This window comes from Actinomadura nitritigenes, from assembly GCF_017573545.1.
GTDB classification, from domain to species: domain Bacteria; phylum Actinomycetota; class Actinomycetes; order Streptosporangiales; family Streptosporangiaceae; genus Spirillospora; species Spirillospora nitritigenes.
In genome coordinates, this window is sequence record NZ_JAGEOK010000004.1 from 177,040 (window position 1) to 196,273 (window position 19,234).

9 protein-coding genes are annotated in these 19,234 nt (G+C 65.4%); 5 read left to right on the forward strand and 4 right to left on the reverse strand.

Translation table 11 applies throughout. The annotated features are described in order from the left end of the window. Positions 1 to 28: 28 nt before the first annotated feature. Both pglX and J4557_RS07170 read right to left on the reverse strand, forming a co-directional pair. Positions 29 to 3,607, reverse strand: coding sequence for a BREX-2 system adenine-specific DNA-methyltransferase PglX (pglX, locus tag J4557_RS07165; RefSeq protein ID WP_307799496.1), 3,579 nt, complete (start codon positions 3,605 to 3,607; stop codon positions 29 to 31). Between the two features lie 478 nt (positions 3,608 to 4,085). Continuing rightward, complete coding sequence (locus J4557_RS07170; RefSeq protein WP_208265637.1) at positions 4,086 to 4,322, reverse strand: hypothetical protein; 237 nt, start codon at positions 4,320 to 4,322, stop codon at positions 4,086 to 4,088. A 98-nt stretch (positions 4,323 to 4,420) separates the two neighbouring features. On the opposite strand from J4557_RS07170, the gene J4557_RS07175 reads away from it, so the two are divergent. Both J4557_RS07175 and J4557_RS07180 read left to right on the forward strand, forming a co-directional pair. Beyond that, positions 4,421 to 5,230, forward strand: coding sequence for a helix-turn-helix domain-containing protein (locus J4557_RS07175; RefSeq protein WP_208265638.1), 810 nt, complete (start codon positions 4,421 to 4,423; stop codon positions 5,228 to 5,230). Further along, complete coding sequence (locus J4557_RS07180) at positions 5,227 to 5,421, forward strand: DUF397 domain-containing protein (protein WP_208265639.1); 195 nt, start codon at positions 5,227 to 5,229, stop codon at positions 5,419 to 5,421. Before J4557_RS07175 ends, J4557_RS07180 begins: the two co-directional genes overlap by 4 nt. Positions 5,422 to 5,498: 77 nt before the next feature. Here the strand turns inward: J4557_RS07180 and pglW are convergent, their stop codons facing one another. After that, on the reverse strand, positions 5,499 to 10,049 hold the full coding sequence (gene pglW, locus J4557_RS07185; protein ID WP_208265640.1) for a BREX system serine/threonine kinase PglW: 4,551 nt from the start codon (positions 10,047 to 10,049) through the stop codon (positions 5,499 to 5,501). A gap of 209 nt (positions 10,050 to 10,258) precedes the next feature. Between pglW and J4557_RS07190 the strand changes: the two genes are divergently transcribed. The 3 genes from J4557_RS07190 (at position 10,259) to J4557_RS07200 (ending at position 18,554) form a co-directional block, all read left to right on the forward strand. Further along, on the forward strand, positions 10,259 to 12,013 hold the full coding sequence (locus tag J4557_RS07190; protein WP_208265641.1) for a hypothetical protein: 1,755 nt from the start codon (positions 10,259 to 10,261) through the stop codon (positions 12,011 to 12,013). Further along, the gene (locus J4557_RS07195) at positions 12,010 to 14,751 is read left to right on the forward strand and encodes a phospholipase D-like domain-containing protein (protein ID WP_208265642.1); all 2,742 of its coding nucleotides are present in this window, start codon (positions 12,010 to 12,012) and stop codon (positions 14,749 to 14,751) included. Before J4557_RS07190 ends, J4557_RS07195 begins: the two co-directional genes overlap by 4 nt. Positions 14,752 to 15,053: 302 nt before the next feature. Next, entirely contained in the window at positions 15,054 to 18,554 is a 3,501-nt protein-coding gene (locus J4557_RS07200; RefSeq protein ID WP_208265643.1) for a phosphotransferase, read from the forward strand. Here the strand turns inward: J4557_RS07200 and J4557_RS07205 are convergent. Then, positions 18,519 to 18,806, reverse strand: a complete 288-nt coding sequence (locus tag J4557_RS07205) for a hypothetical protein (RefSeq protein WP_208265644.1) — start codon at positions 18,804 to 18,806, stop codon at positions 18,519 to 18,521. The two genes, J4557_RS07200 and J4557_RS07205, sit on opposite strands and share 36 nt — an antisense overlap. Between the last annotated feature and the right edge of the window lie 428 nt (positions 18,807 to 19,234).

The window sequence follows — 19,234 nt, forward strand, 5'->3', positions numbered from 1 at the left end:
CCTCCGTCTTTCCGCCGTCTGGTTGCGTCTACTTGGCCGCTCTTCGGCCCCGGGCCGGCGGATCCGGCCGCCAGGCGCGCAGGTCGTCGTCGGTCAGGTCGTGCTCGCCCGAAATCTGCTGCCGGTAACCGTTGAAGAAGGCGGCGGGGGAGCCGCCGTAAAGCGGATGGATATCGTCGTGCCACTGCTTCAGCCACGGCTGGAGCTCCAGCAGACCGGCCAGGAACGGTGTGATCTCCTCGCGGGTGAGCGCCTGGTTCGTGAAGTAGGTCGCGAGGGCCTGCGCCTGCTCCCGATGATCCCAACCGGCCCACCCGAAAAGCTTCGGCTGGACGCCCAGGGCCGTCAGGTAGGAGATGAAACGCTCCTTGGGAACATCAAGCTTGCCGCGCGCCCGCCAGTAGGACGGCTTGAGGAAGTCGGCCGAGGCGTACTTGGGCGGGGTCGGGATCGAGTCCCGGATCTTCCGCTTGGCCATCTCGCCCTCTGCGGCGTCCTCCTGCCGCTGGAGGTCCCAGACGTGCTCCCAGTCGGACCGCTTCCTGAGCCCGGACGGCTTGTAGCGGAGCTGGGGCAGGAACGGAACATGCTCGTCGGCCATAAGGTCGGCGACGACCTTTGCGAACTCGTCACGAGGCCGATACAGCTTGGCGACGGAGACGAAGTCGTCATCCCGGGACAGCATGTCGATCAGCCGGGAGAGACTGACCAGGACCGGCATGTCGTTCGCGTCGAACCAGTGCTCACGCTTCTCGATCCGGTCGAGTAGCCAGGATTGAAGGGCCTTTTCCTGAAGCGCGTCCCACCCCTCGGTGGCCCACCGCCGCTTGTACTCGGGCCGCTCGATCATCCCGATCGCACGGGACGTCTCGATCGCGTCGATCCGCCTCTGCACGATCTGCTTGTAGGATTCCGGCCAGTGCGAGGGAATCACCGTGATGGGCGTAGACCCATGCCGCTTGAACCACTCGCCGGACGCCTCGCCATTCGCTACCCGCCGAGCAAGCACGATCTCAAAGGCCCGCTCCCCAAGCGCCAACTCAGGAACATCGTCCTCGGGGGCCCGCAGATCCTCCGGATGGAGGTCATAGATCGAGTAGACCTGCCAGTCCAACTCCTCTTGCAACGCGATCATCCGCGCACGCAGAGACTCCCAGACAAGGCGCGCACCCTGTAAAGCTGAGGCAGTTGGTGTCGCGGCTGCCACGACTTCGACAGGGCCAGAGGTTGATATCTTTTGCGAGCATATGTCAAGGAGATTTGGAAGGCGGTCCGGATACTCTACAGGCAGAGGGTAGCGTTCAACATTTGAGCCATTAAATTGATAGAAATCGTCAAATGGGATCCCGCTTTGGCGTGCACCTTTTACGTCGACAGTACTACCCTTATTGTGGCACATCATTCTGAGCCAGAAGCATGCAGTAGAGCTATTAAGGAGCCCCACAAGCTTCACATGGTCCGCCCTCTCGGCCTTTTGGGGAAGTTTTATCACTGGGGCGGTCTGCTTGAATATAAATTTCCCTTGAATCAGCGCAAAATGATTGTGGGTTGCGACTTCGGCAAAGGTAATAAACAGTGGAGTGCTGTATGCAGATGGCGTGAACTGCATGTAGTCCCACCAAGCAAGGCCCGCGTCTGCCATATCACCTTGAAAGGTTCGGCGAGCCTGCAGTAGACGCCGCAGAGGCCACAGAACAGTCTGCAAGACACCTTTTTTTCCTTCTTCCAAAGAAGGAAAAAGAATCAACGATTTGGGCGTTACCGACCATTCGCGAACGACATCACCAGTTACAAGTGGGCGGATGAATGCAGACTCGAAGCTTCGATATTTGCCTTCCCCTGGACGTACATAGGCTTCATCGGCTCCAGTCCGAATTGCTCGCCCAATTGGTGGAGCAATTGCTTCTTTCAACTTTTTCCCGCTTGCCCTACTGAGAAGTTCAGTCATTTCGAGACCGTTATCAACCAATATCCATGGCTGTTTAGAGAAATAACGTTCTCGCTCAAGATCTGCGCAGGACACCCACTGACTTTCCGAACCTGGCTGGTCGATCTGGCCGACGATGGCAGCCCAGACCAGACCAGTATCGCCGTGCTTTGGAGCAGCAGGTTCTCCTTGAATGCTCCGCACAGTGCGGACGGTGCTCGATCGGCTGGAGCCCGATCGACGGGTGCCCACTAGAATGACAGTTGGGGTTCCGTGTCCGGGGATATAAGCGCCAGAAGAGTCGATTACCTCGGTCAGTTCGACCCGGTGCGCGAAATAATCTTCGATGAGTCTGGTGCCAAATTCACGCTTCATGAAAGAGTTTGACGTGATCTGTCCCACCAAGCCATATTCGCCGGTGTCTGACGTTCCTTGCTTGGCCAGTTCAAAAAAGCGCTGCGCAAATGGAACGGTTAGCGCGTACGTTCCCGAGCAGACAGAGTATAGAGCTCGGTAAAGCATGTTTATATTCTTGTCTCTGACCGTAATGTATGGGGGGTTTCCGACGACTACGTGGTAGCGGCCCGCTTCTAGGATGCCTGGATGCTCGTGGATATCTTCGGTGGCGTATGAGAACCCCGCCAGTAGATCACCTATCGACTCACCGACTAGACCGAACTCTAGTTGGCGCTCCTTAAGCAAGGAATCGCCAATGGCTAGGTGAATGGGCCATTCATATTTTGCGGCCTGGGCAAGGGTTCGGATGTCGGCGACTGCCATCGCTGCGACCATTAGGCGGAAACGAGCGACTGCGATGGCGAACGGGTTGATGTCGACGCCATGGACAGAATCGAGAGCCGCATGGACGCGTTCTGCGAGGTCGCGGCCGGGCTGGCGTTCGTTCCATAGGCGGACCAGACGACGGAACGCTCCGAGGACGAAGTGTCCAGAGCCGCAGGTCGGGTCGATCATCTTGAGTTCTTCGTAGCCGAACTCGCGGATCGCCGGATCCATGGTGCGGTCAAGGATGAACTCTTCGACGAACTCGGGAGTCTGGAGCAGGGCGTATGTGGCGCGTGCCGAATCAGAGAGGTCTTGGTAGAGGTCGCCGAGGAAGCGTGTGTCCCAGCCCTCCGTGCCATCGTCGTTCAGGGGGTCCGTGAAGTCGTGGACCAGGGAGCCATCTTCACGCGTCTTCCAGAAGGTGATCAAGGCACCGGCAGCGTCGTGGCTGATCGGGATCTGGAAGAGCGGGTTGTGGACTGGGTCGAAAAGGAGCTTTCCGGCCTGTCCCTTACCAAGTTCGGCGAAGGCACGTTCCAGCCAGCCGCGGTAGGTCGGGTCGTCATCCTCCTCCACGTACGCCTCGTAGCGGGCGCGGGAGAGGTCGTGGCGGTCGGCCCCGGGAGCTGCCAGGTAAGGCTCGGGGATCAGGCGGTTGTCCTCGCAGAAGCGGACGAAGACCGTGCCGAGGACCCACGCCACCGCTACCTGGGTGATGCGCTCGTCCAGCCAGGAGTTCCACGTCGTGGCGGTCCGGCCGAGCTTGCGTGCTTGATCATATTCGGCTCGAAGCCGGGAGTTGATCTCCGGCAAGGCCCTGACCTGCTGTGACAGGTCCTTCTCAAGGGAGGTGACCTGCTTTTTCAGGTCGGCGAGCAGGGCCTTCCGATCGATCACGTACGCCGTCCGATCAGCTGTTGAACTCTGGTTGACTACCCAAAGCACACGCTATCGTCGGATGGCCTCACGTCTGGGCGATGTGACCCAATTCGTTATTTCAATCAGCACGCCGGTCATCGTCCGCCTGCACCAGTTCGGCCCGCAGCTCGCAACGCGTCCGATATCTGTGTGAAGAGGGCGTTCGGGGTGACGGCCTCCCGCAGGCAACCGCCCCGCGCGGTCGGTATGTAGGCCCACCAGTTACAGGTGTAGAGCCCCCACCAGCAGCGGACGCCCGGGAAGTGCTCCTCGATGTCCGCCACGGTAGGCGACTCTCGGTGCTGGGGCGGGGGTGGGGGGAAGCAGTGGAGCGGCGCGGCCGGGGTGCCCGGGGGGACGCGCACCGGACGCGCCGCTTCCACCTCCTTCCACGGGACCGCCCTGGGGGTCGCGGTCCCTTCCGGTGGTTGGGCCGCCTGGTAATGCGGCTCTTCGATCACCGGAGTCCTCCTCGCGCGGCGGCCCGTTCGGCCTCCGCACGCAAGGCGTCGCGGAGCGCGGCAGCGTCCGAGCAGATCACTGTCGGGTAGATGCCGGCGGCCGGGTCGTGGAGGCTGGCGACCCAGTCGCCCAGCCGCCCGTCCCAGCGGACCGCCCGCCAGATCCGGTGACCCGTGAATTCGATGCGAAGACCATCAAGTTGTTGATCCTCGTGATCGGATATCTCGCTCACGCTCGACCTCCGCCCTCTGCGTTTCCTTGAGACAAGCATGAGTGCCGCGAGTTATCTTCGCTACGTTCGCGCACGAAATTCACCAGAAGGAGGTGGCGATGAGTGCTCGAGACATGCTCGATCCAGCCGGTTCCCTGTGGGACCTCATAGCCGTTCAGCTGCGAAGACACCGCGAAGAGCGAAAAATGTCCGGATCGAAGTTGGCGCTAATACTCGATCTTGATAGGTCGAGTGTTTCGCGCCTTGAATCTGGCGGGATGAAGCTCCAGCTCAAGCACGCGAAGATCCTCGACCAGGAGTGGCAGACCGACGGTTTGTTCGCATTTCTGGTTGGATTCGCCATAGCCGGACATGACACCGAATGGTTCAAGGCCCACTCCGAGATGGAGCTCCGCGCCTCGGAGCTGAGGATCTGGGAGCTGTCCTGGATACCGGGTCTGTTCCAAACGGAGGACTACGCGCGAGCGTTGTTCGAGTCGGCCGGCGCGCCGGACGTCGAGGCTGACCTCGCAAACCGGATGAAGCGCCAGGAGGTTCTGAACCGCCAGCCCGTTCCCGTCGTGCGCGCCTTCCTCGACCAAGGCGTCCTTGAACAGCCCGTCGGCGGTCCAGATGTCATGCGAGCCCAACTCGCCGCACTCGTGGAGTGGTCACAACACCCGAACATCACCTTCCGGATCGTCCCGAGGAGCGTAGGCGCGCACATGGGACGAGACGGCTCGTTCAAGATCATGACGGTCGGCAAGTCCGACATCGCCTACACCGAAGCGTGTGGAGGTGGGAGACTGGTCATGGACGTGGAGGAGGTACGCTCGTTCCGCCTTCGATTCGACCGCATCAGCGACCACGCGTTGCCAGTTGACGCCTCGATCGAGCTGATCAAGCGAGTAATGGAGGGGCTTCATTGACTCTCGTTTGGCGCAAGTCCAGCCGGAGCGGCACGTCCGGCCAGAGCGACTGCGTGGAAGTCGCACAGCTCCCCGGAACCATCGGAGTGCGTGACTCCAAGGCCCCCGAAGCTCCCCACCTGGTGTTCGGCGCCGCCGACTGGCGAGCGTTCGCCGACCGTGTGAAGCGCGGAGACCACGACCTGACCTGACCTGTCCCCTGGCGTTGTGCGAGCCCTCGGCCCGGTGCGGGTCGAGGGCTCGTCCTTCCTGGTGGTGGGCTCGCTGCTCAGGCGGCGCGGTGCACGTTGTTGATCCAGGAGTCGGGTAGCTGTATCCATTCGCCCAGCGCGTCCTGGTAGGGGACGGCGACCGTGGCGAGACGGGGTTCGCGGAACGGGTCGCCCTGCGGGCAGAGCAGCCACAATCCTCGTCCGCCTCTCCGGGCGGCGGCGGCCAGCGAGGCGAGCGACCCCATCGCCTGGTAGCGGGCGAAGGCAGTGGTGTCGGTCAGCAGCAACGGCCCAGTGCCCGACGCCATCCGCTCACGGATCATCGGCTCCAGACGACCCCACGCCGTTCGCGTGTACTCGCTGAACCGCATCGCCGCCTTACTGCCGGGCTCGGCGACGTCCGCGCGCAGAATCGTCTCCCAGGTCGGTTTGGTGCCGGGCGGAACCAGCTCGTGCAGGACACGCAGAAACAGGTCCGTCACTGACAGCGGCTCGGCGCCGAAACGTGCGCCCGACAGCTCCGCCACCGCCTCCCCGCTCAGGCCGGCGCGGACGGTCAGCACCCGGAAGCCGTCGCGATGGACCGAGGATTCCAGGCGTTCCTCGGCCGCCGCGGCGGCCGCCATCAGCGGGTCGTCGGAGTAGCGTGCCGCGTCGCCCCTGCGTGTGGAGCGGCGTGCGGCCAAGGCGGTCACGTAACTGGAGATGATGTCCAGGTCGGTCGGCAAGTACCGGCGGGTGCCGGTGTCGCGGCGTTCGGACCGGGTCAGATCGAAACCGGCCTCGCGCAGCGCCTTGGTCAGCCGGCCGTCGTTGGGCAACCGGTCGCCCGTGTCGTTGAACCGAGGGAAACGGGTCAGGACCCGCTCGTGAATCTCCTCGGCGGTCAGGCCGGGCTGGCGCTCTTCCGGGAGCCCGGGGACCAGGCGCACCAGACCGGCCTGGGTGAGCCGCAGCGCCCGCACCAGCGGCAGGTCACGCGGGTAAATCTCCAGCCGCGGGGTGGCGGCGGCGGTCTTGGAGCCGGCGACGGCGATCTCGACCGTGCGGCGCTCGTCCCAATCGATCGCGCCGGGCGGCGGGCTGATCGCGCCGAGTTCGCCGAGGACGGTCGCGGCCGTCGGCAGCGTGTCGAGGCGCGCGAAACGGTCGGCGACCCGCCCCAGTCGCACGGCGTAGTCGAGCAGGCCGGGTGCCGACGGGGTGTCGGGACCGTCGTCCTCGCCGACTTCCAAGGCCAGCAGGCCGCCGTTGGCGGCGCCGCCTTCATCGTCGCGGTTAGGGGTGTGACGGAACGCGCTGTTCTCCGGGTCGTACTGCTCTGCCTCGACCACCGCCCGCACGGCGGCCAAGCCGAGGGCACGGCGCAGCACAGGCGACTGGAACTCGGTGCCATGACGGACGGTGAGCAGTTCGGCGATCTCGGCGGCGGACGCGACCCGACCGAACCCGGCCAGCAACTCGAGGATCTCCTCGCGCAGCTCCTTCACCGCGGCCAGCTTGCGCCAACGCTTGCGCTGCTCCTTCAGTACCTGCGGGACCCGGCCTCGGCTGATGTCCAGTGGCTCGGCCACCTTCGCCTGTGTCGGCCACACCGGGAGGTCCGGCAGTTGGCCGGTCTCGTCCGGCAGCCGGAGGAGCAGCCGGACGATCTCGACCTCGTTGCGGTTCGAACCGTCCGCCTTCAGCTTCGGCACCAGTAGTGCCGCCAGCGCATCCAGGCTGACCATGCGCAGCACGCGGCCCGGCAGAGCATCCGCTTGGTCGCCCGACACCACCGAGTCGACCAGCGACGACTCGGCCTCGCTGAGTTCCTTCGCCGCAGCCTTGCGTCCCTCGGGCGTCAGCGGGGACCGCGGTGCCCGGCCGAGATCCTCGGCCCATTGACGCTGCCGAGCCTGGATCTCGGCTCGCGTCTTCGGCCCGAGACCGGGACCGTTGACGAGGTTGCGTCGGCTGTAGTCGAGCAACTCTCCCACGGTCGTGATGCCCAGGCTGTACAGAAACGATTCGGCGGCGGGTGTGAGGCCGGCCGCTGTCAGGTGAGTCTCACGCGTGACCTGCTTGGCGAGCTTGTCGCGCTGCTGCTGCGCGGTCTCCGGCTCGGCGTCGGCGATGCCGGTCGCCTCGTCCACCGGTGCCGGGTGGCGGCTCCCCGGAAAGGTGGACGGGGCACTCTCGGACAGGTCCAGGAAGATCTTCTTCCAGGCGTCCCGCATCGGCTTGAGCTCGGCGAAGCGCCGCGCGGCGTCCCTGTGCAGGGCCTTGCGGAAGAACGCCACCAGGGCGTCGCGGACGGCCGGGTCGAACGCGTCTGCGGCGACGGTGGGGTAGGGCCATTCCTCCGCATCCAGCTGCCTCACCGACACCTTGCCATCGCCCCACTTGGGGAGCTCGCCCGACGCCATCTGGTGCAGGGTGACGGCGACCGCGTACCGCTCGGCATTCGCGTCGTACACCGAACGGGTCAGGCCGCCGATGAACGGGTCAAGGTAGCCCTCGGTACCCGCTTCGGTCTCCTGGACGGGGTAGCCGGCGAGCGAGAAGTCGATCAGGACGAGTTCCCGGGTCCGGTTCGGACGGATCCGGATCGCGATGTTGTCGGGCTTGATGTCGCGGTGCCAGACACCCTCGCCCTCCAAGAAGTCGACCGCGCCGAACAGGTAGTCGCCGTACGCCTCGAGCTGGTCGATCTGCAGGCGTCCACGTTCGCGCAGCTCACGGGCCACGGTCTCCTGGCGGTGCCGGGAGCCCTGGCCGGGCTGCTCGTCGGCGACGCGCTCGTCACCGACGTACTCCAGGGCCAGCACGGTCCGACCGCCGATGGTCAGCGGCTCCGGTTCGACCAGGCGGATCACCCGGGAGTCGGCGCGCAACCGCCCCATGACCTCCGCCTCGCGGACCAGGATCGCGGCCCGCGCGTCCGACAGCGCGATCTTCAGGACGGCCAGCGGCCGGCTGGTCCGGACCGCCAGATCGGCATGCAGATCACGGACGAGAAAGGCGCGGCTCGTCGAACCGGTGCCAAGCCGCCGCCGGACCTCCCAGCGGCCGGCCAGCACATCACCGGGGACGGCATCCAGGGGATCCTTCTCCGGCGTGGGCTCCGGCGCCGGATCGGCGGTGGCGGCCGGAGCGGTCAGTACGTCTTCGACGGACTCCAGCAGCTCCAGGAACTCGTCCACCGTCGCGAGCCGCCGGTCCGGACGGTACGCGGTGGCGGCCTGCACCAGCAGGTCGATGTCCTCGAACAGGCCGTCGACGATCGCGCTGGGACGCAGCCCGTCGCCCTTCTCCAGTCGGGCCAACACTTCGGCCTGGCTCGCACCAGGAGCTTTGCCCGTTGCCAGCAGGTAGGTCAGCACACCCAGGCCGTACACGTCGAGCGCCACTGCGTCGGGGCTCGGAGCCGTGAGTTCGGGTGCCAGGTAGGCGTCGGAGCCGTCCGAGACATGGATCGCCGACAGCCGGGTCGGAGCGAAACGTGTCATGCCTGACGACCCGGCGCGCTGCGTCGCAATCTGCCAATCGGAGATTTGCAGCGCCGGCGAGAGCCAGCGGGCGTCCTCGTCAGAGGACGCGTCGCCACGCCGGCGCGGACGCGGGATCACGTGAACAGAACGCGCCGCCAGGGCGCGATGGTGGATCCGGCTGGAATGCGCGGAACGAATGGTCTCGGCGAGCTGCCGGACCAGGGCCATACGGTCGAGGATGCTCAGCTTGTCGCCATAGCGGACGAGGTACTCGTCCAGCCGCAGCGTGTCGGGGTGGAAGTCGAAGATCAGAGCCGGACCGGCGGAATGGCCGGACGGGTCGTACTGCCTGAGCTGGATGACACCCGGGTGGTGGAACCTCTGCAGGACAGCGGCTTCCCGGCGAGCGGCGTTCTCCACCGAACGGCGGATGGTTGCGTCGGCGCCGCGTTCGCTCAGATAGATACGGACCCGCGCCATCTCGTGCAGGTCACTGTGCCGGGCTAGGTAGTCGGCCCAGGTCGGGCCTGTGTCGAACGCGGTCTTCTCCAGCAGGTACGGACCAACCTTGAACTCCGCCTCGCTGCGGCGGATACCGACCCGCTCCAGCGCGGTCTTGATCGCCCGGGAGCGGGGACCAGTGATCCGCCGGCGCTCGTCGTTCGGCGGCTGGCGAAGCATCTGCATGAGCTCGGCGATGGTGTGGACGCTGTGCCGGTCTCCCGTCGGGAGCTGGACTCGCAGCGAGGAGTCGGTGAAGCAGACACTGGCGCCCACCCACACACGTTCCCCGTTTTGGCCCAACAGCCCAGCAAGCTCCTTGGCCTTCTGGTTCACCAGATGCAGCGGATTGCCGTGCGGAATGCGCCGACCGTTCGGCGCCATCTGTACCCAGGTGCCGTTCTCGGTGGTCAGACGGCCATGCCAGTTCTTCAGCTCGATCATGTGGACGCCACCGGGTGTGACCACCAGCAGGTCCACCTCACGGATATGACCGGTGTGAGCAGTGAACGTGAAGTTCGACCAGGCACGCCACGGGTCGGCATCCGGCAGCTGCTCACGGATCGCCTGGAGGCCGCGCCGCTCGTGCTCGAACTCGGACTCCGTAACCGTCGTCCACCGACCTTCGAGCATCCCCAACCCCACCCATCGACGCGTACCTCACCGGCCGCCCGCCTGACCACCGGTGGTCAGATGCTATAGCCGAACGCGGACATTCGGACGCCCCTCGAGGAGTTCTCGACTTATCATCAGGGGAGACATCCATAGAAGCGGCCACGACCGACCTGAAGGAGGCATTGCCTCGTACCCCCGCAAGAAGTCCTGAGTAATGGCGGCGCGACATGGCGAAACGGAAGTCCACGACATCTGACTGGGGTTGGGAGGACAGGACCGGTCCGGTCTGGGGCGCGCAGGCATATGACCCCAAGGGCGGACAGGATCACCTGGGTCTTGGCTCGGTGAGCTCCGACCGGATACTGCCGGCGTTGTCGCCGGGCATCAACGTGCTGACCATCCACCCGAGGTACTGGTCGTTCTACGCCTGGGTGCTGGCGACGTTCTGGAATCAGAATCATATCCCCCGGACAAGGGCGTCGTTCAGGAGCTTCTACCGGCCTCGTGAGGCACTCTTCTCGATGGCCTGTCATGTGTGCGAGGCTCCCGAGCACAACACGCTCGTCGGCAACATAGTGGGGTCGCGGCGCGTACAGGGTCTACGAAACGACCAGACCTTCGATCCAGAGTACGACTACATCAAGGAGCCGCTCGGCGGTTACGGTCTGTACTATCGGTCGGCCATGGAGGCGATGGGGGTTCTGGTCATAGCCGGAACGGACAACGACTTCCCCTTCGATGCCCCGACTCCGGTTGGCAGGGCACTTGCTGCAGCCTATGGGCGGACTGTCGAGAAGACGCCTCTTGGTGAAATGATGGCAGCTGACAAGATACCTGAACGCGTTTCGCGTCAAAATGTCATCGCCTTCGCCAACGCAGCCTGCCTATGCCGACTCCGTGTTGCCGAGAACTTTGATCTTCCCCTCGTGCGGGATTTGTTCCTACACGTCGGTCACGGTAACGAGCCTGCAGCTCGCCGGGAAACACTAAGGTTCGTCCTCGATCTCAGTCAGAGTTCGCAGGCGGTCGGAATCGAGCCGGATGAGTTCCGCCAGCTCGCCTTCTATCGCGAGCTAGGAGGTGCAACGTACGAGCCGCGGGAGGACTTGGCCGTCGTCGCTCGCCGCTGGCGGCTCTATCAGGCACGCGAGTACTTTTCCTTCGCGTTCAACCGCCTCTTTGGCTGGGTGACCCGCACGGGGTTGGACGAGTCCGAGGATGGACTCTCACCGGCCCCCATCGGCCGGCTCTGGGAGATAGTCGATCGGGCCCTCGACGAGAGCAGGTTCGTTAGCGAGTGCGATCTTGGCGACAACGTGGTGGACACGACCACGACAGCGGCATCGTTCGCCGACCTGCTGGCCAAGCACGTTGACCTCAGTCCTGGCGTCAACGCCATCTGGCCGCGAAACGCCGGCGTCGACGAACACGCACTCTACGAGCGGTGCACCTCTCAGGTCGACGATGCCGAGACCCTGGTGGCGATGCTGGCCGTCCTCCTGCTCCTCTACCGCCGACTCGGCACGCCAGGAAGGGTGGCCGACCTCGAATCGGACTGGAACATCCTCCGAAGTGGTGAATCGCTGCGGATCGGGATGCTCGGCTTCTTCACCCAGCTCCACAAAAAGGTTCTTGCCGGAGTCACCCTGTCCGGCCTCGCACGCTGGGTCATCAAGTACCACGTGATCATCCAGCACGAACGGGTCGCGACGTCCAAGCTCCCGTATGACACCTTCCGAGTACGGCGATCTGGCGAGCAGCTGCGGTTCTTTGTTCAAGAGGCGCCGGCGGCCTTCAACGACAGCCGGTTTCTTGCGCTGAGCACGACCGTTCACGAGCTAGGGCTGGTGAGTCCCCTGCGAGATGCAGACCGCAGGTTGACGGCACCCGGCCGTGAACTGCTCGTGCAAGGGGACCTCGAAGCAGGGGACATGGAAGCGGCTGCGGCTGCCTTCGAGCCCCCGCGGGAGGATCCCAAGTGACCGAGCCGGCCGTCCCGGCACAACTCGTCGTGCCGGAACTTCTCCAAGGGCAATGGTCGAGTCTGGTCATCCTGACCTTCGGGGCCGAGCTCGGATTCTTCGAGACCAGCCTTCTCGGCCAGCTCTCGCAAGTTCCCCTCCGGGTGATCCTCGCCGATGGCGAGCAACTCGGAGCCAAGCTCGCGGAGGCCACTACCACCGGTCAGCGTTGGAGGCGGGCCAACCGAACGTACGTTGCCGGGCCGATCCGGCATCAGCGGTCTGCACATGCCAAGGTCATCATGCTGGCCGCAGAGCGCAAGGGACTGCTGGTCGTCGGTTCCGGAAACCTCGGTCACGACGGATACGCGTCGCCCGGGGAACTCTGGAGCATCTTCCGCTATCACGACGAAAGCCCCGGCCACCTTTCGGAGTTCGTGGCGGCGCGATCACTCATCGATGGCATGGCTGGGCGCGGCCTCCTGGATCCCCCGGTCGTGGAGTTACTGGGAGACGTCTGGGGAACGGCCCCTTGGATTCCGGCTACAGGAGTCGCCGACACCCTCATACGGCACAACCTCGATCAGTCCTTGATCGACCAGCTCGCTGACAAAGTCACCTGGCCAGTCCACGAACTCGTCGCTTACGCCCCCTTCCACGATCCCGAGTGTGCGGCCCTTGCCGAGCTGATCACGAGGTTCTCCCCCGCAAAGGTGACCGCCCTCGTGAGCAAGGGGACCTCCGTCGAGCCCGAGCACTTGAACTCGGTTCTGTCGAGAGTGCCAACCGCATCCACGGAGGTCATCGCCGTAGAGGGGCACCCCACGACGTACGTCCATGCGAAGTGGGTCCACCTAATCGGCCAGGACAGAGAGGCGCTCCTGAGTGGATCGGCCAACTTGTCACGCTCAGCCCTGCTCCACTCCGCCGAGACAGGGAACATCGAGGTCGGCCTGATACGCGAGGGCGCAACGGGAGGCTTCACCTCTCTCTACGAGCATCTGCTCCGAACGCCCGTCGCGGATACCGGAGAGCTTGGGCTCCGCATCCAACCTTCTACCGAGGAGGAGATCGGGCGGCCAGACCATCCGGTCCTGTTGTGGAGTCGGCTGGACGGCAAGGCACTCACCCTGGTCTTCAACCACGAGGTCGAGGCTGGAGTGGAGCTGTCGGCGACCATCGGCGGCGTAGTGCTTGAGTACGCCTCAGTCCAGACCGACGGTACATTCGTGGTGCTGCAGCTCACCGCTGAGTCGGCTGCCGTGGTGGCGGAAGGCGGAGCCGTCGAGGTCCGTCTCGGCGACGATGAAGATGCCGCGAGCCACGCCTGGCCGTATCAACTCGCCCAGCTCCGGGGACGCTTGGAGAGAGCCGGGCGACGAGAACACTTGGCTAGGATCAGCCAGCTTCCAGACACTGAAACAGAACTGATCGAGCTCCTCCATGAATTGGAGCAGTCACTCATCATCGACGCCACCACGGCCTGGCGTGTGGCAAAGCCGACCGTGCCGCCGCCTGAGGCAGATGGCGAAGGCGTGTCGATCTCGTGGGACGACCTCGACTGGGACCGTGTCCGGCGGGACTCGCGATACACGGGCTACCTCTCGCGTGGCCGCGGTCCCGGGGCCGCGCCGTCCGACATCCAACTCATCCTCGCTGCAATCAGTGGCCGTCTCGGGAACCTCGGTGTCTTCCCCCCGACGCCTGATCGCGACGATGACGAATCGGATCTGGCGCGCGAGGGGGGCACCGAGTCTGCCGATGGCGCGGAGGAGCACGAAGATGAACTGGAAGATGAGCAGACAAGACGGACGCTCTCGATCAGCACGAAGGGTCGCATGGCCTGGAACCGGTTCATCAGGCGTTACGCCGTCGCCACGCGGGACAACAAGTTCGTCAAGGAAATGGGCCCATTGGTAACCGCGACGAACGCGGCCATCTTCAGTGTTCTGCTAGAACAGCTGTCGGAAAATGACTATGCGGACGCACATCGCATCATAGAAGCGCAACTGGCCGTATGGGAACTGCTATGGGGGTCGCCCGCGGGACGAGACGGAGTACTCGAACTTGCTGCTGATGACGAGAGAACAGAGATTGCAGCACGACTCTCGAAAGCAGAGGTTCAAGCTGCCGCAATGCGAGCAATGGTCCGCATCTACGATCACGACCTCGACGAGGCACTGAGTCACGCAATTCGCGATCAGGTGCGCCATTTGATCGTCGACCACGACTTCAGCCTCGACGAGCGACTTCTTCAGGCCCTCGATCCCCAAGGCAGCAGGACCCCGACCATGCTCGCCGTCCTCACGGAGATCGCGAATACCTCCAGCCAGCAAGAACAGGGAGACTACGTTCTTTCGCCCCTGGGTCTGTCACGCTTTGCCGCTACCTGGGAGGTCGCGGAGGTTCGACGCACACGCGCAGGTCAGATCACGACCTTGAAAGCGGGCGTCCTGGTCATCCGTGAGCATGTGCCTGATCTCAGCAGCGACGACGTTCGAGCAGCACTTGGCCGATTGGCTGTAGCGCGCCGCCTCGCTGGCTTCGATTACTCCTATCTGCGCATCCGCTTCGAAGGCAACGGGCGGGATGTGGGGATCTGGGACGAAGGAGGTGACGACTGGAAGCTCCTCATCCAGGTCGGGGACGAAGAGAGCGACGGCGTCGCTCTCGATCCCCCCTGGCCGGACTGGTTGTTCGTCCTTGACGAACTTCGAGACTGGGCAGATGCACGCAGACCCACCCGGGTTGTCGCCTAGGTTGAGCCCCGGCGATAGGCGGCGAACGGCGGATAGGACCGAGGCCGGCCGCGGCGATAGCTGGGTTCCAGATGTTGCGGCGGAACCAGTCGTTGGGGATGTGACCATCTGTCTCGCGGACGCGGCGGGGACGGACGGCCTCAGACTTGTTCTTGAAGGCCAGGATGTCGCTCTCGATCGGAGATGCACGAGCACACGAGGCTGGTCCACAACCCGCGAGCGCTTGGCTTTCGACGCCCCCGGCGGGGGGCACGCTGCGGGCGGCGTTGTCATCGTGCGGTCTCATGTGGTCGGCTGTTCCAGTGAGCATCGATCAGTTCTTCGGCTATGGGCCTAACGCTCCGTTTGCCACCAATGAGGTGTTCACGAACCGGGAAGCGCAGATCGAGCGGTGTCATCGCTGGTTGATCGAGCACTCCGCACGCGGGTGGCCCGTCCCGGCGCTGATGGACTTCCAGCGGCCGGCGGCCAACATCCTCGCGGTGGCTGGTGAGGGCGGCATCGGCAAGTCGACGCTGACGCGGCACGTTGCTGACCTCACGGTTCGGGGAGAGTTGGACGGGCTGCCGAAGAACCGGGCGTGCGCCGTTCTGGATTTCGCGGACCCCGACACCTCCAGCTTCGAGTCGCTGCTGCTGCGCGTCCGGGCTGGGCTGGGGCGTCTGGCGCGTAGCTGGCCGGCGTTCGATGTCGCGTTGGCCCTCTATTGGGAGCGCAAGCATCCGGGTGAGTCGCTCGCTGCCTTTCTCGGTAAGGGGTCGGCGGACGGACGGCGTGCGGCGGACCAGGTCAGTGGGACTGTCGACCAACTCCTCGGCGGGTTCGGCGCGATCAGCGTCACCTACCAGGTCCTGGACAAGCTCGGACGCACCGTCGCACAGAAGGCCAAGCTGAAGTCGCTGCGCAACGAGCTGCCCGCACTCGACCCCATCCTTGATGAGCCCGATCCCGACCGGATGCTCGGCTACATGCCCGTCCTGCTGTCGGCCGACCTGGAACGTGCCCGCGCCAAGAAGCCCGTGCTCGCGGTGTGCGTTCTCGACACGCTGGAGATCGTCCAAGGGTTGCCGTCCGAGCGCGGCGGCCTGGAAGACCTGGTGTCGCGGTTGGTCTACCTGATGCCGAACGTGGCGTTCCTGGCGGCCAGCCGACTGCCGCTCGGCTGGCACGACCCCGTCCGTTCCCTTGGACTGACCTACGGCGGCGCGCACCGCTGGCCCGAACTCGCCGGGCCGGTCCAGGTAAGGCTGGACGGCTTCGACCCGGTGGCCGCGAACGAGTACCTGACGTCCCGGCTGACCGTGGAGGACCGTCCCGCGATCGACGAGGCGGTGCGGGACCGGATGATCGCCGGATCCGCCGGGTCACCGCTGTACCTGGACCTGTCGGCGAGCCTGTACGCGCAGTACCTCGCGCGTGGCGAGACGCCACCACCGGAGGTGTTCGGGCTCGGGTTTCCCGAGCTGGTGCTACGGACGATGCGGGACCTGTCGGAAACCGACCGTGACCTGCTGCGTGCCGCCGCGCTGCTCGAAGCGTTCGATGCCGACCTGCTGCAATCGATGCTCCCGGGCATCCGCCGTCGGCGTATCGACGCGTTCATCTCGCGCCCGTTCGTCCGGCATGAGGAGTCGGTGTGGCCTGCGTACCGGCTGCACGAGAACCTGCGCCGAAGTGTCCTGGACTGTGACGCCCACACTCCCGATGGATGGACGGCTGGCGAACGCCGGGAACATCTGGAGCGCGCCATCAGTCACCTGGCGAAGGTCGCGCTGTCGATCTGGGACGAGGAGGAGTCGGCCTCGCTGGCCGAGCGGAGCCGCCGGACCGTCGCCGCGTTCTTGCTGCTGTTGCGCGCTGCGATTGAGCACGGTGTTCTGCCGCCGGTGCTGGCTGACCTCGCCTATAGCCTGAGCGTCGCCGGCCATTGGCAGGTTTTGGCGTCCCTCCCTGCGCCGGACGCGGTACCCGAGCTGAGGCGGCTGTCCGCCGTCGCCCGGCTGACCACCCGCGGCGACCTCAACGCCGAGGACCGCTACCAGGCGATGCACGAGCTGGTCGGCGAGCACGCGACGCCGGAGTCCGCCGACCCGTTCGCCGACTACTACCGCTGGGAGCTGGGCACGCGCGCCCACGTCGCCGGACGGCTGGACGAAGCGATCGAGCACCTGACGGCGATCGCGGCCGACGGCTCGCTGATCGGTGCAAGCGCCCTGTTCGGCCTGGCCGACAATGCGCTACGCCGCGGCGACTACCGGCAGGTTGCCGACCTGATGGACAAGGCCACCGACGAGGGCCTCGACCGCATCCGTGTCGCCGACATGCTCGGCCACACATATATCCACAATGCTCGCTTCGCCGATGCCGCCCGTCTCTTCGAGACCACGCTGGAAGCCGCCCAGGCGGCGGGAACGCCGCTGTGGGAAGCCCGCGCTCTGCGGCATCTGGCCCTCGCGCTGATGTGGTACGACCCCGACCGCACCCTCGCCCTCGTCCCCCGGGCCCGCGACCTCAACTCCGCCGTCGGGGAACTGATCGGTGTGGCGCAGTGCGACCTGGCCGCATCCATGGCCCACGCCCTGCGCGGCGAGCACGTTCAGGCCGCCGACCTCCTGGCCGCCGCAGCCCGTCAATACGAAGAGCTCGGCGCCACCGGTGAACTCACCCCCGCGGAAGCCATCCGGGTACTGCAGTACGCCGCCGACGGACGCATCGACCAAGCCACAGCCATCGCCACGCGCCTCGCCACGTCCGCCCAAGGCCCGCAACCCGAGAGCCTGCCCGTCTGGGTTCAAGTGACCAGCTGGTGGGCCGATCTTCCTGCCCTAGAGGACGCGGGCTTGCGTTTGCTGGACGGTACCGACACCGCCCAACAGCGCTGGAAAGAGCCCCTAGACCGGCTCCGGCGCCTGCACCGCAGTATGTGCGCACCGCTCGACGTGGCAGACCGAAAGGCATTCATTCCTACCGACCGGCTCCCCAACGACATCCTCGATCGCGCTGCACGGTCGGCGTCCACCTCGCCGGCTTTCGATGGGTCACCCGTCCAGCAAGCCGGCGACGACGGGATCATCATCGGGAAACGCACCGTCATCAAACTCCAGCACCGCGCCCACGAGCGCCTAGAAACCGCCCTGCACCTGGAACATCTCCGCACCGCGACTGGCGTCCCGGCGCCACGACTCCTCGACCACGGCACCGACCCCGGCGGCACCTGGTGGGCCATCCTCGAACGGCTCCCAGGAGCGCATAGCAACCACCCCACCGTCGAGCAGCAACGCGCACTCGGCCGCACGCTGCGCGCGTGGCACTCCCACCGCCCAGCCGTCGGCCTGCGCCTGGACGACCCCGGCGCGCTCGGTGTCCTGCTCGGCGGGGCACGCCGCGCTGTCCCCCGCGCGTACCCCGCCCTCGCCCAACGTTTCAGCGACGCCTGTGACGCGATGCCGATGACGCCCATCCACGGGGACCTCGCCGTCGGCCATAACGCGCTGTTCGACGGCGACACCCTCACCGGCATCCTGGACCCTGGCGCTATCGAGCAGGGCCCGCCGATGCTCGACCTGGCCTGGGCGCTTGCCGTGGACCTACCACTTGGCGGGTCGACCGAACCGCTCCTGGAGGGCTACGGCGAGGTCGACCGCGCGGCACTGGACGCCCTGCTTCCGCTCATGCTCCTGCGCCGCCTCATCGACACAGTCCCCCTAGGCCTGACCGAAACAGCCGGCCAGTGGATCGCCCGCTACTTGCGCGACAACCACCCAGACCTACTGGCGCTCATGGAGGACGACCTGCATCTCTGAACCACCAGGCCCAAGCCGCAGCACCCACCGATACGGGATGCAGTTGTCCAGCACGTTGGCCGGCACCGACATCCGCTCGCGAAGCTCAGGCCCGTCATCACGTGCGTAGAAGCGGTCCAGCCTGTCGAACAGCGCCACGTCATACCCGGCCGGCAGCACTTCCGGCTCCCACTCGTAATGGCTGGGACGCGAGGTCAACGGCACCGTCGCCTCGAGCACGATCGCCCGCGGCCGCCATTCCGCCAGATCCACCGAGGCCAATACGGATGCCTCACCGCCTCGACGTCCACCTCCAACAGATCGAATCCCGGCTCCGACAGCACCGTCTCCAGCCGCCTCACCTCGACGCGCAGTTCCTCACACCGCCATCCATCGCCGTGGTGCACCGCCAACACCTCCCGCTCCAGCGTGCTCAGACCACCGCCGCCGGTTTGCCCCCGTCCCGGGACGATCCGGAAGAAGCTCGCCAGGCCAGGCCGCTCCCGATCGCCACGTCCAGCGTCACATCAGCCGGCCGAGCAGCCCGCAACCTCTCGAAGCGCTCGGGCAGCAGCTCAACGTTGACCCCGCGCGATCCGAGCCGATCCATCAGGTTTTGGTCAGCGACCCCTGAACCGGGGCCACCGGCCCCCGTCCACGAAGAACCCACCAGTCTGGTCACCGAAAGCCCGCATCAGCAC

Coding starts and splice junctions, on each gene's coding strand:
- J4557_RS07175 (WP_208265638.1), top strand. CDS start 4,421: ATGAGTGCTCGAGACATGCTCGATCCAGCCGGTTCCCTGTGGGACCTC.
- pglW (WP_208265640.1), bottom strand. CDS start 10,049: ATGCTCGAAGGTCGGTGGACGACGGTTACGGAGTCCGAGTTCGAGCAC.
- J4557_RS07190 (WP_208265641.1), top strand. CDS start 10,259: ATGGCGAAACGGAAGTCCACGACATCTGACTGGGGTTGGGAGGACAGG.